At 74.5% G+C, this 16,078-nt stretch carries 10 protein-coding genes and 1 riboswitch; of the genes, 3 read left to right on the forward strand and 7 right to left on the reverse strand.

From position 1 onward, the window contains the following. Positions 1 to 60 precede the first annotated feature (60 nt). Together aceB and RMN57_RS01615 are read left to right on the forward strand one after the other, a co-directional pair. Positions 61 to 1,674, forward strand: a complete 1,614-nt coding sequence (gene aceB / locus RMN57_RS01610) for a malate synthase A (protein WP_313761524.1) — start codon at positions 61 to 63, stop codon at positions 1,672 to 1,674. A 39-nt stretch (positions 1,675 to 1,713) separates the two neighbouring features. Continuing rightward, positions 1,714 to 2,580 (forward strand): 3-hydroxybutyryl-CoA dehydrogenase, encoded by an 867-nt coding sequence (locus tag RMN57_RS01615; RefSeq protein WP_313761525.1) that lies wholly within the window; start codon positions 1,714 to 1,716, stop codon positions 2,578 to 2,580. A 62-nt stretch (positions 2,581 to 2,642) separates the two neighbouring features. On the opposite strand, the gene RMN57_RS01620 is transcribed toward RMN57_RS01615, so the two are convergent. Continuing rightward, entirely contained in the window at positions 2,643 to 3,626 is a 984-nt protein-coding gene (locus tag RMN57_RS01620; RefSeq protein WP_313761526.1) for an aminoglycoside phosphotransferase family protein, read from the reverse strand. A gap of 76 nt (positions 3,627 to 3,702) precedes the next feature. Continuing rightward, a complete protein-coding gene (gene metE / locus RMN57_RS01625; RefSeq protein ID WP_313761527.1) occupies positions 3,703 to 6,018 on the reverse strand; it encodes a 5-methyltetrahydropteroyltriglutamate--homocysteine S-methyltransferase in 2,316 nt (771 codons plus the stop codon). Between the two features lie 154 nt (positions 6,019 to 6,172). After that, a riboswitch (cobalamin riboswitch) is annotated at positions 6,173 to 6,398 on the reverse strand. Positions 6,399 to 6,745: 347 nt separating this feature from the next. Here metE and RMN57_RS01630 point away from each other — a divergent pair. Then, on the forward strand, positions 6,746 to 9,388 hold the full coding sequence (locus tag RMN57_RS01630; RefSeq protein WP_313767686.1) for a SpoIIE family protein phosphatase: 2,643 nt from the start codon (positions 6,746 to 6,748) through the stop codon (positions 9,386 to 9,388). 123 nt (positions 9,389 to 9,511) lie between these two features. Here the strand turns inward: RMN57_RS01630 and RMN57_RS01635 are convergent, their stop codons facing one another. The 5 genes from RMN57_RS01635 to RMN57_RS01655 are packed head-to-tail and all read right to left on the reverse strand — an operon-like array spanning position 9,512 to position 15,998. Beyond that, positions 9,512 to 10,333, reverse strand: a complete 822-nt coding sequence (locus RMN57_RS01635; RefSeq protein ID WP_313761528.1) for an ECF transporter S component — start codon at positions 10,331 to 10,333, stop codon at positions 9,512 to 9,514. After that, positions 10,330 to 11,973: an ATP-binding cassette domain-containing protein gene (locus RMN57_RS01640; protein WP_313761529.1), complete on the reverse strand. Its 1,644-nt coding sequence runs from the start codon at positions 11,971 to 11,973 to the stop codon at positions 10,330 to 10,332. Before RMN57_RS01640 ends, RMN57_RS01635 begins: the two co-directional genes overlap by 4 nt. Further along, positions 11,970 to 13,226, reverse strand: a complete 1,257-nt coding sequence (locus RMN57_RS01645; protein WP_313761530.1) for a CbiQ family ECF transporter T component — start codon at positions 13,224 to 13,226, stop codon at positions 11,970 to 11,972. Before RMN57_RS01645 ends, RMN57_RS01640 begins: the two co-directional genes overlap by 4 nt. A gap of 4 nt (positions 13,227 to 13,230) precedes the next feature. Continuing rightward, complete coding sequence (locus tag RMN57_RS36970; protein ID WP_380235374.1) at positions 13,231 to 14,460, reverse strand: hypothetical protein; 1,230 nt, start codon at positions 14,458 to 14,460, stop codon at positions 13,231 to 13,233. Next, the gene (locus RMN57_RS01655; RefSeq protein WP_313761531.1) at positions 14,457 to 15,998 is read right to left on the reverse strand and encodes a prenyltransferase/squalene oxidase repeat-containing protein; all 1,542 of its coding nucleotides are present in this window, start codon (positions 15,996 to 15,998) and stop codon (positions 14,457 to 14,459) included. Before RMN57_RS01655 ends, RMN57_RS36970 begins: the two co-directional genes overlap by 4 nt. Positions 15,999 to 16,078: the final 80 nt, after the last annotated feature.

Raw genomic sequence — 16,078 nt, forward strand, 5'->3', positions numbered from 1 at the left:
TTGAGGGACGAGGCCCCGGGCGCCTCCCACTCGCCTCCCACTCGCCTCCTGGAGCACCGGATGACCCAGCCCAGCCACGTCGAGATCCTCGGCGCACCCGAGGACCGCTTCGACGAGATCCTCACCCCCGGGGCGCTCGCCTTCCTCACCCGCCTGCACGAGGCGTTCGCCGGCCGCCGCACCGAGCTTCTCACCGAACGGGACCGCCGCCGCGCCGAGTTGGCCGCCGGGGGCACCCTGGACTTCCTCCCGGAGACCCGCGCCGTCCGGGAGGACCGCAGCTGGCGGGTGGCCGGCGCCGGTCCCGGCCTGCACGACCGCCGGGTGGAGATCACCGGCCCGCCCGAGCGCCGGATGACCGTCAACGCCCTCAACTCCGGTGCCCAGGTGTGGCTCGCGGACTTCGAGGACGCCACCGCCCCCACCTGGCACAACCTGATCTCCGGGCAGCTCAACCTGGTCGATGCGATCGAGCGCCGGATCGACGACACCACGCCGGAGGGCAAGCGGTACTACGTCGGGAACGACCCTGCCACCATCGTGGTCCGCCCCCGCGGCTGGCACCTGGACGAGCAGCACCTGCTGATCGGCGGACGCCCCGCGATCGGCGCGCTGGTCGACTTCGGCCTGTACCTCTTCCACTGCGGCCGACCGCAGATCGCGGCCGGCTCCGGCGCGTACTTCTACCTCCCCAAGCTGGAGAACCACCTCGAAGCCCGCCTGTGGAACGACGTGTTCACCCTCGCCCAGGCCGACCTCGGCATCCCGCACGGCACGATCCGCGCCACCGTGCTGATCGAGACCATCACCGCGGCCTTCGAGATGGACGAGATCCTCTACGAACTGCGCGAGCACGCCGCGGGGTTGAACGCCGGCCGCTGGGACTACCTGTTCAGCCTGATCAAGAACTTCGCCCACCACGGGCCCCGGTTCGTCCTGCCCGACCGCGCCACCCTCACCATGACCCAGCCGTTCATGCGCGCCTACACCGACCTGCTGGTGCGCACCTGCCACCGGCGCGGCGCGCACGCCGTCGGCGGGATGGCCGCCGCGATCCCGCAGCGCGACCCGGAGGCCGACGCCGTCGCGCTGACCAAGGTCCGCGCCGACAAGGAACGGGAGGCCGGCGACGGCTTCGACGGCTCCTGGGTCGCCCACCCCGGCCTGGTCGCCACCTGCCGCACCGCATTCGACGCCGTCCTCGGCGACCGCCCGAACCAGCTGGAGCGCACCCGCGAGGACGTCGCGGTCACCGCCGCCGACCTGCTCGGCGTCCACCGTCTGACCGTCGGCCTGCCCACCGAGCAGGGCGTGCGGTCCAACGTCGCGGTCGCGCTGCGCTACCTCACCGCCTGGCTCGGCGGCTCCGGCGCGGTCGCCGTCTTCGGGCTGATGGAGGACGTCGCCACCGCCGAGATCGCCCGCTGCCAGCTCTGGCAGTGGCAGCACCACTGCTCCCGGCTGACCGGCGGCTCGCTCGTCACCCCGGACACGGTGCGGCGCCTGATCGACCGCGAGCGGGCCGCACTCGTCGGCGAGGGCGCCGACCCGGCGCTGCTGGAGGACGCGGTGCGCATCCTGGAGGAGACCGCGCTCGGCGCGCAGCTGCCCGCCTTCCTCACCACCGAGGCCTACGCCCGCCACCTCGTGCACACGACCGCCCCGGTGGCCTGACCCCGTGCCGACCCGCATCAGCTCCGAAAGGGCAACCGCATGAACGACATCCGCCGTGTCGCCGTCGTCGGCGCCGGGCAGATGGGCTCCGGCATCGCCGAGGTCTTCGCCCGCGCCGGGCTCGACACCGTCGTCTGCGAGAACGGCCGCGCCGCCCTGAGCGCCGCCCGCAGCCGGATCGACCGCTCCCTGCACCGCGCCGTCGACCGCGGCCGGATCAGCGAGGAACAGCGCACCGACGCCTGGGCGCACCTGCTGTTCGCCGACGACCTGGAGGCGCTCGCCGACCGCCAGCTCGTCGTCGAGGCCGTCGTCGAGGACGAACGGGTCAAGACCGAGGTGCTCACCACCCTGGACAAGGTGCTCGTCGACGAGGACGCCGTCCTGGCCACCAACACCTCGGCCATCCCCGTCACCCGGCTCGGCATCACCACCGGCCGCGCCCCGCACGTCCTGGGCCTGCACTTCTTCAACCCGGCCCCGGTGATGCCGCTGGTCGAGCTGGTCACCTCGCTGCACACCGACCGCGCCGTGGTCGGCCGGGTGGAGGCCTTCGCCGCGAACGTCCTCGGCAAGCACGTCGTCCACTCCCGGGACCGGGCCGGCTTCGTCGTCAACGCCCTGCTGGTGCCCTACCTGCTCGCCGCGATCCGGATGGCCGAGGCCGGGCACGCCAGCGCGGAGGACATCGACGCCGGCATGGTCCACGGCTGTGCCCACCCGATGGGCCCGCTCACCCTCGCCGACCTGATCGGTCTGGACACCGTCGAGGCGATCGCCCGCTCGATGTACGAGGAGTACAAGGAGCCGCTGTACGCGCCCCCGCCGCTGCTCTCCCGCATGGTCGAGGCCGGCCTCCTCGGCCGCAAGTCCGGCCGCGGCTTCCACGCCCACCCGGCGGCCTGACGAACACGCCCCGCCGGTGCCCGGTGCCCGTCCCGAGGGGGGCGGCACCGGGCGTTCCCGACCTACGCGTAGCGCTCGAACAGGGCGTGGAGGTACTCCTCCAGCCTGCCGGCCAGAAGGTCCGGGGTCAGGTCCGTGCGGCCGAGTTCGCGCCAGGGGACGGCGACCTTCTCCGCGTCCGGGGCGAAGGCCAGAGCGTCGAGGATCCGCCAGTACAGATGGGCCGCGCGCTGCTCGGCGAGGCGACCGCCCGCGGCGAGGTACCGGTCGGCGAAGGTCATCCCCAGGGAGACACCGTGGAGCAGGGACAGGGCCGTCGAACAGTGGGCCACGTCGAGGTCGGCCGGCCCCCAGGAGGTCTCCACCCAGTCGACCACACCGCTGATGCGGACGTCCTCCCCCTCGCCGTCGAAGAGGACGTTGCCCGGGTGGAAGTCCCGGTGCAGGAAGCAGGGCCGGACGGCGGGCGGATCCTGCCGGATGACGTCGACGGCCGTACGCCACAGCTCCGGCCGCACCGTGTCCTGCGGGAGCACCACCCGTTCCGGCGATGTCCAGGCCTGCCAGACCCGTGGCCTGGCATCGGCGGGGACCTCGACCTGATGGATGCGCACCAACTGCTCGGCCAACAGATCGGCCCGGCACTCGGCGTCCCGGTCGTCCAGTCGGACGGCACCGGGCAACGACGACATCAGCAGGGACGGGTGGTCGCAGGACGCCGCCGTCGCGTCCGCCGCCACGAGCGTGGCCGCAGGCACGTCGGTCGCCCCGAGTAGCCGCAGGACCGCGGCCTCGCGGGACAACAGCCCCTCCGCGTGCCGCACGTAGAAGGGCTTCGCGAAGGACCGCAGCACCAGGTCCCGCCGGCCGCCCGGCCCCGTGACGCGCAGCCGGCGCATCTCCGAGGTCCAACCGCCGCGCAGGCACTCGGCGCCGGTTATCCGCTCCCCGTCGGCGAGCCGCTTCTCCACCCACGACCGTGTGGCGCCCCAGCCCTGCGCCCCGGGATCCCCGTCGACTCGCTCCGTGCCCCCGGCTTTGATCACGAAGGAAGGCTATCGGTACGGGGACGGGCACGGTGCGTGTCACCGTGCCCGCCCCTGGTGATCCCGTGCCGGCTCGTCAGCCGGCCAGTTCCTCCCGCAGGTGGCGGGCGGCGGCGACCAGGCTGTCGAGGGAGGCGCGGGTCTCCGGCCAGCCGCGGGTCTTCAGGCCGCAGTCGGGGTTGACCCACAGCCGTTCGGCCGGGATCGCGGCGAGCCCGGCCCGCAGCAGGGAGACCGCCTCGTCGGTGCTCGGGACGCGCGGGGAGTGGATGTCCCAGATGCCGGGGCCGACCTCGCGCGGGTAGCCGGCCTCGGCGAGCTCTCCGGCGACCTCCATGTGCGAGCGGGTGGCCTCCAGGGAGATGACGTCCGCATCGAGGTCGTCGATGGCCGTCATGACGGCGCCGAACTCGGCGTAGCACATGTGGGTGTGGATCTGGGTGTCGGCTCGCACCCCGGAGGTGGCGAGGCGGAAGGCCTCGGTGGCCCAGGCCAGGTACGCCGGGCGGGCGGCGGCCCGCAGCGGCAGGGTCTCGCGCAGGGCCGGTTCGTCGACCTGGACGACCGCCGCGCCGGCGGCCTCCAGGTCGGCCACCTCCTCGCGCAGGGCGAGGGCCACCTGGCGGGCGGTGTCGGCGAGCGGCTGGTCGTCGCGGACGAAGGACCAGGCGAGCATGGTGACCGGGCCGGTGAGCATGCCCTTGACCGGGCGGTCGGTGAGGTCCTGGGCGTAGCGGAACCAGTCGACGGTCATCGGGTGGGGGCGGGAGATGTCGCCGGCGAGGACCGGCGGGCGCACGTACCGGGTGCCGTAGGACTGGACCCAGCCGTGCCGGGTGGCGAGGTAGCCGGTGAGCTGTTCGGCGAAGTACTGGACCATGTCGTTGCGTTCGGGCTCGCCGTGGACGAGGACGTCCAGGCCGGCCTTCTCCTGGTAGGCGATGACCTCGCGGACCTCGGCCGCCATCCGCTCCCGGTAGGCGGCCGCGTCGATCCGGCCGGCGGTCAGGTCGGCGCGGGCGACGCGCAGCTCGGTGGTCTGCGGGAACGAGCCGATGGTGGTGGTCGGCAGCAGCGGCAGGCGGAGCCGGGCGCGTTGGGCTTCGGCGCGCTCCGGGTAGGCCTGGGCGCGGTGGGCGTCGGCCCCGGTGACGGCGGCGGCTCGGGCGCGCACGGCCGGGTCACGGGTGACCGGCGAGGTGGCGCGGGAGGCCAGGTCGGCGCGGTTGGCGGCGAGTTCGGCGGTGATCGCGCCGGTGCCCTCCCGCAGGCCGCGGGCCAGCAGGGCGACCTCGGCGGCCTTCTGCTCGGCGAAGGCGAGCCAGCGGGCGATCTGCGGATCGACGTCGCGTTCCAGGCCGGCGTCGATCGGCACGTGCAGCAGGGAGCAGGACGGCGCGACGTCGACCCGCCCGGCGAGCCCGAGCAGGGTCGCCAAGGTGGCCAGCGACTTCTCCAGGTCGTTGATCCAGATGTTGCGCCCGTCGACCACACCGGCCACCAGCCGCTTGCCGGGCAGGCCCCCGGCGGCGGCGAGGTCGTCGAGGTTGGCGGCGCCCGGTCCGGTGAAGTCCAGCGCCAGGCCTTCGACCGGGGCCTTGGCGAGCACCGGCAGGGCTTCGCCGAGGCGGTCGAAGTAGCTCGCCACCAGCAGCTTCGGCCGGTCGGCCAGGCCGCCCAGCTCGCGGTAGGCGCGAGCGGCGGCGTTCAGCTCCGCCGGGGTGCGGTCCTGCACCAGCGCGGGCTCGTCCAGCTGCACCCAGGCGGCGCCCGCCGCCCGCAGGTGGGCGAGCAGTTCGGCGTAGACGGGCAGCAGCCGGTCCAGCAGGGTGATCGGCAGGAAGTCCTCGGCCACCCCGGGAGCGGGCTTGGCCAGCAGCAGATAGGTCACCGGGCCGACCAGCACCGGCCGGGCGGCGTGGCCGAGGACGAGGGCCTCGCGCAGCTCGGCGACCGCCTTGGCCGGGTTCGCGGCGAACACCGTGTCGGGGCCCAACTCGGGCACGAGGTAGTGGTAGTTGGTGTCGAACCACTTCGTCATTTCGAGCGGCGCGACGTCCTGGGTGCCGCGTGCCATGGCGAAGTAGCCGTCCAGCGGGTCGGCGTCGACGGCGGCCCGGTGCCGGGCCGGGATCGCGCCCACGGCGACCGTCGCGTCGAGCACGTGGTCGTAGAGCGAGAAGTCGCCGGTCGGGACCTCCCGGACCCCCGCCTCGCCGAGCTGCGCCCAGTTCTCCCGGCGCAGGTCGGAGGCGGTGGCCAGCAGCGCCCCGGCGGTGACCGCGCCCTTCCAGTAGCCCTCGATGGCCTTCTTCAGTTCCCGGCCCCGGCCCTGGCGGGGGTATCCGTACACGGTGGCCACGGTCGCCGCGGCTGCGGACTTCGCTGTCAAGGGACTCTCCTTCGCGAGCCTGGTTCCTCTGGTGCCGGTGACGGCACGAAGGCGCGAAGGGATGACGGACCGGGCGGACGCCCCGCACCCGGGTGCTGCTCCGCCTGTCTGCACGCCGACCCGCCCACGAGGTCACCGGATGGCCGTGCGCGAACGGTCGCGCACGGGCAGTGGCAGGTCTTCGGACTCGCGGGCACGGCCACCCTGGTACCAGGGCGGACACCTACTGGCCGTCGCTTCCCAGACCCGACCCGGGCCCAGTGCGTATGACGGCGGTCGTTCCCGCTCACCGCTGCGGGGCAGTCCCGGATTCCCACCGGGTTCCCTCTTGCGACGCGCCTGCCTGGCGGGCAGGGCGAACCAGCTGCACGGCCAGCTTAGGGGCAGGACGGCGGGCACCGACCAGTGAATCGCTCAAATCGTCCGGATGCTGAGACGCGCCCTGCGACCTCCTCGGCGTCGACGACCGGCCGCGGCGGCGGCCGGGGCGGCGGGAGCCCGGCTCGTCCTCGGACGTGCACGGGTGCGGGCCAGGTGGCAGCGTGGGAAGGAGTCTCGGGTGTGCGGGGACGGCCCAGGTGCAGCGAGAGGCCAGCCAGTGCGGCGAAAGGACAGCCAGGCCCTCGGCGGCGAGGACAAGGGCGAGGCGGCGAGGCGCCGCTCGCCGTGGCGTGGGCTGCCCTCCCGGCTGAGGGTGCGCAGCGTCGCCGGGCAGGTGTTCCTGTGGATGCTGATCGTCGTGGTGCTGCTGATCGGGGCCGCGCTCACAGCGCTCATCCTCCAGGCGCGCAACAACAGTACGAACGGGGCCGAGCAGCGCACGCGCGCCGCGGCGGTCACCCTGGCGCAGGTCCCGATGGTGGTGACGGCGCTGGGCAGCCCCGACCCGACGGCGACGCTGCAGCCGCTGGCCGAGGACGTCAGGAAGAGCGGCGGCTTCGACTACGTCGTGATCTTCAGTCGGGAGGGCATCGCCTACACGGCGCCCAATCCCGAGGAGATCGGGACCCACGTCGTCGGCGCGTACGGGGCGGCCTTCAAGGGGCCGTTCACCAGCAGCTTCGCCACCCCCTTCGGACGGGTCGTGGACACCACCGCACCGGCCGACAGGCCGGACGGTTCGGTCGCCGGGCTGGTGTCGGTCGGCTACACGGTCGCGCACGCGGGCGGCGACGTGAGCCGGCAGCTGCCGGTCCTGCTCGGCGGCGCGGCGGCCGCGCTCGCCGCGGGCACGGCCGGTGCGGTGCTGGTGCGGCGGCGGCTGCGCCGCCAGACGCACGGCCTGGGCCCGTCCGAGATGACGCGGATGTACGAGCACCACGACGCGGTGCTGCACGCGGTCCGCGAGGGCGTGCTGATCGTGGGCGCGGACACCCGGGTGGTGCTGGCGAACGACGAGGCCCGGCGGTTGCTGGGGCTGCCGCCCGAGGTGGAGGGGCGGCCCGTCGCCGAGCTCGGGCTGAACCCGGGCCTGGCCGAACTGCTGGCGTCCGGGAGGGCGGCGACCGACGAGGTGCACCCGGCCGAGGACCGGCTGCTCGCCGTCAACAACCGTCCCACCGCACCGTTCGGCGGAGGGCCCGGCAGCGTCGCGACCGTCCGGGACACCACCGAGCTGCGCGCACTGGCCGGGCAGGCCGAGGCGGCGCGGGCCCGGCTGCAGCTGCTCTACGACGCCGGACCGCGGGTCGGCACCACCTTGGACATCGTGCAGACCGCACAGGAGCTGGCCGACGTGGCGGTTCCCCGCTTCGCGGACTTCGCCACGGTCGAGCTGGCCGATCCGGTGCTGCGCGGTGACGAGCCGCCGCCGGGCACGGGCACGGCCGGTGGCCCGGAGATCCGCCGCACGGCCGTCAGCGGCATCAGGGACGACTGGCCGCTCTACCCCGTCGGCTCGCTGATCAGTTTCGTGCCCGCCACCGCCGAGGGCGCCGCGCTGGAGAGCGGGCACGCCGTACTCGCCGCCGACCTGCACCAGGCGCAGGCGTGGCGGGCGCGTGACCCGGAGAACTCCGACCGGGTGCTCGCGTACGGGATCCACTCGCTGATCTCGGTGCCCCTGCAGGCGCGCGGCCTGATCCTCGGCGAGGTCAACTTCTGGCGCGCCGGGGAGTCCGAGCCGTTCGGGGAGGAGGACGTCTCCTTCGCCGAGGAACTGGTCGCCCGCGCGGCGATCACCGTCGACAACGCCCGCCGCTACACCCGCGAACACCGGATGGCCGAGACGCTGCAGCGCAGCCTGCTGCCGCGCGGTCTGCCCCGGCAGGGCGCCCTGGACGTCGCGTACCGCTATCGTCCGGCCCGGCAGGGAGTCGGTGGGGACTGGTTCGACGTCGTCCCGCTGCCCGGCTTCCGCGTGGCACTCGTCGTCGGCGACGTCGTCGGCCACGGGCTGCACGCCGCCGCCACCATGGGACGGCTGCGCACGGCCGTGCTCAACTTCTCCGCCCTCGACCTGCCCCCGGACGAACTGATCGCCCGCCTCGACGACCTGGTCGCCCGGCTCGACCAGGGCGAGGCGGCCGCGGGAGAGGGCGACGACGACGGCGAGCCGGCGGCTGTCACGGGCGCCACCTGCCTGTACGCGATCTACGACCCGGTCTCCGGACACTGCACCATGGCACGGGCCGGCCACCCGCCGCCCGCACTGGTGCACACCGACGGCTCGGTGGAATTCCTCGACCTGCCCGCCGGCCCGCCCCTCGGCGTGGGCGGCCTCCCCTTCGAAACCTCCGAACTCCGACTGGCACCCGGCACCGCACTGGTCCTCTACACCAACGGGCTGATCGCGACCCGCGACCGCGACCTCGACAGCGGGCTCGCCGACCTGCACGCCGCCCTCGCCGACACCCGAGCCGAACGATCCCCCGAGGAGACCTGCAGGGCGGTGTTCGACGCGCTGGTCCCGCCACGCCCGAGCGACGACATCGCACTCCTCGTCGCCAGGACACGCCTGTTCGAGCCCGGCCAGGTCGCCACCTGGGAGGTACCGGACGAGTTCGCCGCCGTCTCCCGCGTCCGCTCCGCATGCGCCGACCAGCTGGCCGCGTGGGGCCTGGAGGAACTGGCCTTCACCAGCGAGCTGATCCTCAGCGAACTGATCACCAACGCCATCCGCTACGGCACCCAGCCGGTCCGCGTCCGCATGCTGCGCGACACCAGCCTGGTCTGCGAGGTCTCCGACGGCAGCAGCACCGCCCCGTACCTTCGCTACGCCGCCACCACGGACGAGGGCGGCCGCGGCCTGTTCCTGGTGGCCCAGATGGCCGAGCGCTGGGGAACCAGGTACACGGCCCGGGGCAAGGTCATCTGGTCCGAACAACCGCTGGTCGCACCGGCGCACCAGTTCGAGGCCATGCTGTTGTAGCCGGCCGCCCGGCGGTCGGGGAGCAGAGCCTGCCGGATGTCGTTTCGGGACCGGTTCGGTCCACTCGGTGGAGGTGCGGGAGGGCTGCGGAGGCCTCACGGCGGGCTGGACGACGTGCCGATCTCATCCGGGCGAGCCGGCGGTGGTCGAGTTCAGGCCGTCCGCAGCCTCGAAGCGGACCGCGGGTTCGAAGTTGGCGCGCCGGGCGGCCCGGCGGAAGACCGTCAGGACGGCCGGCCCGACGACGAGGACGGCGGTGAAGGTGGTGACGGCGCGGCCGGTGTCCCAGCCGAGCGAGGTGGCCAGGTCGAAGAGCAGGTAGCGGTGCCACTGCTCGGTGAAGGGCAGGCCCGGCAGGTAGGCGATCGAGCTGTTCGGGTCGGTGGAGAACGGCCAGAAGGAGAGGTTGAGCAGGAAGCCGAACAGGTACCCGGAGAAGGCCCCGTACCCGGCCAGCATCGGCACCTCCCAGCGGCGCGGGGCCTTCGGCAGCAGGCCGGCGAGCATGCCCACGAAGGCGCAGCCGAACATCTGGTACGGCATCCAGGGCCCGACGCCGCCGGTGAGCAGGGCGGAAGCGAACAGCGAGGTGCAGCCGAGGGTGAAGCCGAAGCCGGGGCCGAAGACCCGGCCGGCCAGCACGAGGACGAAGAAGACCGTCTCCACCCCGGCCGTGCCGGCGCCGAGCGGGCGCAGCCCGGCGTTGACGGCGGAGAGCACGCCGAGCATGGCGAGGGCCTTGGCGTCGATGCCGCCGGCCGCGATCTCCGCGACGACGACGGCGAGGACCAGGACCAGCAGGGCGCCGAAGATCAGCGGTGGGGCGTAGTTGGAGCCGAACTTCCCGGGGGCGACGACGAACGGCCAGGTGAAGGCGACCAGGCCGATGAAGGCGGCCAGGGCGACGACGACGCGGGCGCGGCCGGGGATCCGGACGGCGGTCACCGGGCGGACTCCGCCGGTGCGAGGGCCTCGGCGACCTGCCGGGTGGTCAGGTAGGCCAGCGGCGCGAGGATCTTGGCGGTCTGCGGGGCGAAAGTCGGCGAGGCGACGATGACCTCGGCGGTCGGGCCGTCGGCGACGATCTCGCCCTCGGCCATCACCACGACCCGGTCGGCGGCGGTGGCGACGAACTCGACGTCGTGGGTGGAGACCACGACGGTGCGGCCTTCGGCGGCGAGGGCGTCGACGATGCCGGTGAGCGCCGCCTTGGCCTGGTAGTCGAGACCGCGGGTGGGCTCGTCCAGCAGCACGACCCGGGGCGCGGCGGCCAGTTGGATCGCCAGGACGAGGGCCAGCTTCTGCCCTTCGGAGAGGTCCCGGGGGTGGGTGTCGTCCGGGATCCCGGGGGCGAGGCGGTCGAGGATCTGCCGCGCGGTCGGCCCGGAGTCCCGCTCGGCCTCAAGGTCGCTCTGGGCGAGTTCCTGGGCGACCGTCTCCAGGTAGAGCAGGTCGGTGGGGGTCTGCGGGACGAGCCCGACCAGTTGCCGGGCCCGGGCCGCGGGGAGGCGCTTGGGGTCCTCGGCCTTCCCTCCCCCGGCCCCGGTGACCTTCACGGTGCCGCCCTGCCGGGGCCCGGAGCCCTGCAGGGCCCACAGGAGCGAGGACTTGCCGGAGCCGTTGCGGCCCATCAACGCGGTGACCTCACCGGCGCGCAGCGCGAGGTCGGCCTCCCGGACGGCGGCGACCGGCCCGTACCGGACGACGACCCCCCGGGCGTCCAGGACCGTTTCCCCCGCCACCGCCTTGCGGCGCGGTGGCGGAACCGGCACGGCGGTGAGCCGTTCCCGCAGTGGTGCGGCGGCCCGGCGGGCGTCCCGGACGGACAGCGGCAGCGGCCGCCAGCCGGCCAGCCGGCCGAGGTCCACGACGGGCGGCGCGATGGCGGTGTCCTGGAAGACCTCGGCGGGCGGGCCGTGCACGACGGTGCCGTCGCCGGGCAGGTAGGCGACCCGGTCGGCGTACTGGACGACCCGCTCCAGCCGGTGCTCGGCGAGCAGGACGGTGACACCGAGGTCGTGGACCAGCCGGGTGATCGCGGCGAGCACCTCCTCGGCGGCGGTCGGGTCGAGCGCGGACGTCGGCTCGTCCAGCACCAGGACCCGCGGGTGCGCGGTGAGGACGGAACCGATGGCGACGCGCTGCTGCTGCCCGCCGGAGAGCTCGTACAGGGCGCGGTGGCGCAGGTCGGCCAGGCCGAGCAGATCGAGGGTCTCCTCGACGCGCTTGCGCATCACGTCCGGCGGGATCGCCAACTGCTCCATGACGTAGGCGAGTTCCTCCTCCACCGTGTCGGTGGTGAAGCCGGCCAGCGGGTCCTGGCCCACCACGCCGACCACGTCGGCGAGTTCACGCGGCGGGTGGTGGGCGGTGTCGCGGCCGTCCACGGTGACCCGGCCGCGCAGGGTGCCGCCGGTGAAGTGCGGCACGAGGCCGTTGACGGCGCCGAGCAGGGTGGACTTGCCGACGCCGGTGCGGCCGACCACCAGGCAGAGCTCGCCCTCCGGGATGTACAGGTCGACGTCGCGCAGGACGGGCGTGGTCTCGCCGTCGTACACCACGCCGACCCGGTCGAATCGGATCACGTGCTCACCTCGGAGGTCGTGCGGTCGGTGCTGGTGGTGCGGGTGTCGCCGGTGCTGCGGGTGTCGCCACTGCTGCGCCCGGGCGGGCGCTGCTGGGGCACGGCGGGCGCGGGCGTCCGGCCGGGCGGCGGGGCGACGACCCCGGCGGCGCCCGCCAGCAGGAGAGCCAGCACCGGGACGAGTGGCAGGGTCGGCCAACTCAGGGGGTAGAGGGAGGGGTTGAGGTCGGTGGCGTCGTAGCCGACGGTGGCGAACAGCAGCACGGCGGCGGTCACGCCGCAGCCGGCGACCCCCCATTCGGCAGCCCGCCAGCGGTCCGGCCGGTAGGTGGTGCGCCGTACCCGCCGGCCGCCGAGCAACAGGCCCGCCACGCAGAGCACGGCGCCCGCGAGGAAGGCCGGCAGTCCGAGCGCGGCCGGGGCCGTGCCGTCCAGCAGCCCGTACACGCCCGCGCACAGGCCGCACATGCCGAGCAGCATCAGCGCGCCGGTGATCCGGCGGGAGCGGCGCGAGGCCGTTCCGGAGCGCCCGTAGCCGCGCGAGTCCATCGCCGCGGCCAGGTGCAGCGAACGCTCCAGCGCGTCCTCCAGCACCGGGACCACGATGCTGCGCAGAGCGCGGACGCCCTTGCGCTGCCCGGCGCGCAACCGTCGTGCCCGGGCGACGCGTTGGACGCTCTGCACCAGCTGCGGAGCGACGCTCAGCGACACCGTCACGGCGACGCCCAGCTCGTACAGGGCACCCGGCAGGACGCGCAGGGCCCGTTTGGGGTTGGCGAGGGTGTTGGCCGCGCCGATGCAGCAGATCAGGCAGGCGAGCCGCAGACCGTCGAAGGCCGCGGAGAGCGTGGCCTCCAGCGAGACCGGGCCGCCGATCTCGATGCCCGCGTACCAGGCGGGGGTGGGGATGTGCGGCAGCGAGAAGAGCAGGTGGTCGTGCGGGGTGATGCCGGTGGCGAAGACGCACCGGAACACCACCCGGATCGCCACCACGCTCAGCGCCACCCACAGGTAGTAGGTGAATCCGCGCGCCCACGGGGCTTCGGTCCGGCGGGCGGTGACCACGTAGCCGAGCACGGCGAGGACGAGGAGCAGGAGCAGCGGGTTGGTGGTGCGGCTGGCGGCCGTCGCCAGGGCGAGCGCCCACGTCCACCAGGCCAGCGGGTGCAGGTTCCGCGGGCTGCGCCGGCCCCCGGCGCTCCATCCGGGGGCGGGGGGCGGGGAGCCGGCAGGGCGCTTGTCGAGCACGGTCACGAGATCACTCGGCCTGTCGGCGGCGGCGGCGCGCCGCGACCACCGTGGCCACACCCAGGGCCACGACGAGCACGGTCCCGACCACGGCGGGGACCATCGAGCCGGAGTCGTGCGGGGCGTCGGCCACCGGAGCCGCGTCCACCACCCCGCCGGGCACGGCGGGGGTGGCCGTCGGCGCGGCCACGGCGGGCTGCTCCGTCGGCTGCTCGCTCGGGGTGTCCGTCGGTGCCGCGGTGGGCGTCTCGGCCGGCACCGGTGTCGCGGGCTCCGGGGTTGGCTCGGGGGCGCCCGGCGGGGTGATGCCGTCGTCGGGGGTGCCGGAGGTGCCGGTCCCCTGGGGCCGGACAGGCGCGGGCGGACGGGCTCCGCTCGTCTGGGGTTTGGCGGGGGCCGGGGCACGGCCTGAGCCACCCGTCGCGCCGGAGCCGCCGGTGGTGGTGGCGCCAGTGGTACCGGAGCCGTTGGTGGTGGTGGCGCCACCGGCCGTACCCGAGCCGCCGGTGGTGCCGGTGCTGCCGGTGCTGCCGCCCGAGCCGGCGCCGGAGCCGCCGGTCGTGCCGGTGGCCCCCGTGGAGCCGCCGCCGGAACCGCCCGAGGAGCCGGAACCGCCGCCCGAGGCACCGCCGGAGCCGCCCGTGCTGCTCTGGCCCGGGTCGGCCGGCTGCCCGCCCGGGCTGGAGTTGTGGGCCCGGACGCTGTCCGGCGAGAAGGTGGGACGCCCCTCGGTGCCCTCGATGTTGGTGCCGCCGAAGATCCACAGGTCGACGCTTCCGGGCTTCGGCTGGTAGCTCATCGCCCCGAGCTGGCTGTAGGACCACTCGTTCTGCCCCGGGTCGGCGTGCCAGTACGACCAGTAGGCCGTGGCCGGGGGCGTCAGCACGCACTTCTCCTGGTCCGTGGTCGGGAACTGCTTTCCGCCCTGGAACCCGCTGTAGCCGATGCGGCAGATGAACGCCGGACCGTCGTGCCCGGTGCCGGTGGTCTTCCAACCGCCCTGGTTGAGCAGGGCGTACCCGGTGGTGGGAGTGGTCCCGCAGGAGCGCAGCAGCGGGCCGCCCCACCTGCTGAGGTCCACGGCGAGCACGACGCCGGAGGTGGTGGTGCACTGGTCGATCGGCAGCGGCGCGGCGGCGGCGGGGGCGGTGCCCGCGGCGACGCCGCCGGAGGCGAGCGCGAAGGTCAGCGCCGCCGCCCCGGCCAGCCGGCCGGGGCGCGTGCCGGGCCGCCGGTTCACCGGTGACGCCCCGGGGCTGTGGTGCGGCGGCGACGGGCGACGAGGACGGCGGCGGAGCCGAGCGCGGTCATCGCACCCGCAACCGCTGTCAGCGTCAGTGCTTCGGTTCCGGTGCCCGCCAGGTTGCCGGAGCCGGCCCGTACCGGCTCTCCCCCGGCCGGAACGCCGGCACCGACCGCCGGGGCGTCGACGCCGTCGGCCGACCAGGTGATCGGGCCGCCGCCGGCCGAGGGGGTACTGGTCACGAGGGCCGGTGCGGCCGTGGTGGGCGCGCCCGCCGGGGTGCTGGAGGTGGTCGTGGTCGGCGTACCGGCGGGAGTGCCGGTCGGCGTCGAGGTCGGGGTGGTGGTCGGCGCTCCCGTGGGCGTCCCCGTCGGGGTCGGCGTCCCGGTCGGCGTCCCCGTGGGCGTCCCCGTCGGGGTCGGCGTGCCGGTGGGCGTCGGCGTACCTCCGAGCGGGCGGGTCAGCGTCCCGAAGGAGATGCCGGTGGCACCGCCGAGCACCTGGGTGGAGGCGCGGACGTCCGATCCCTGCTGCCCAGCGGACGCGACGTTGAACCCTCCGTCACCGTTCTGCTGCCCGGCCAGGAAGTCGAGCGCCTTGGTGATGTGTCCGCCGTAGGCGGCCTTGCGCAGCGTCATGCCCTGGACGGCCAGCGCGGCCGAGTTGGTGGAGTCGCCGGCCGCACCGGGGAAGCCGCCGTCGGGCAGCTGCCGCGAGGCGAGCCAGCCGAGCCCCTTGTCGACCGCCTGCACGGCCTCGTCCCCGGGGACGAGGGCGAGGGCCATGACGGCCATCGCCGTGCTGTCCACGTCGGAGTCGCCGGTGGCGGGGATCAGGCTCGGCCAGGAGCCGTCCTGGTGCTGGAGGCTCTTCAGGTAGGCGATCGCGGGAGCGGCGCCGGTCGACTCGCCGGCCCGGAGCTGGGCCATGACGGCGAGCGCCTGGGAGAAGACCGAGGTGGCGTAGGTGTAGTTGCCCGGGGCGTCGCAGCCGGTGTTCGCGTCGGCCTTGGTGCACACCATCGCGGCGAGGGCGGCGATCAGGTCGTGGCCGCCGAAGTTCCGCGGGTTGCGGCCGACGACCTCGGCGAGCAGCGCCTCCTTGCCGATCGAGCCGCCGCCCGCGTACTCGGTGCCGATCGCGGTCCAGTCGTTGACGGTGCGGTCGCCGGCGTCCTTGCCCTGCTGGTCCAGGAAGTCGACGATCTTGCGCAGCGCGGTGTCGTCGGTGCCGGTGGCGGCGAGGGCGTAGGCCCCGTCGATGGTGAGGCCGAAGTCGGCGAAGCCCGGGAAGCCTTCGTAGTAGTGGCCGTCGATCAGCCGGGACGGGTCGGTGAGGTAGGCGCCGCCCTTGCCGAGATCGGGGCTGCGCCCGGCGGAGAGGGGCGGGGTGGTGGGGCTGACCGGGTCGGCGGCGGCAGTACCGGGGTGTCCGAGCAGGACCGTGCCGCAGGCGGCAGCCGCGACGGTCCCGGCGACCACGAGGGATGCGAGGTCCCGGCTTCTCCGACGTGCGCGACTGCTGCTGACCCTCACGACGACTCCCTGGTCGGTCGACGCGGGAGCAACGGCGCAGCCGACGGTTCCCGGGCAGGGACCGTCCCGACCACGTCGTA

The organism is Kitasatospora sp. CM 4170, assembly GCF_032110285.1.
GTDB classification, from domain to species: domain Bacteria; phylum Actinomycetota; class Actinomycetes; order Streptomycetales; family Streptomycetaceae; genus Kitasatospora; species Kitasatospora aburaviensis.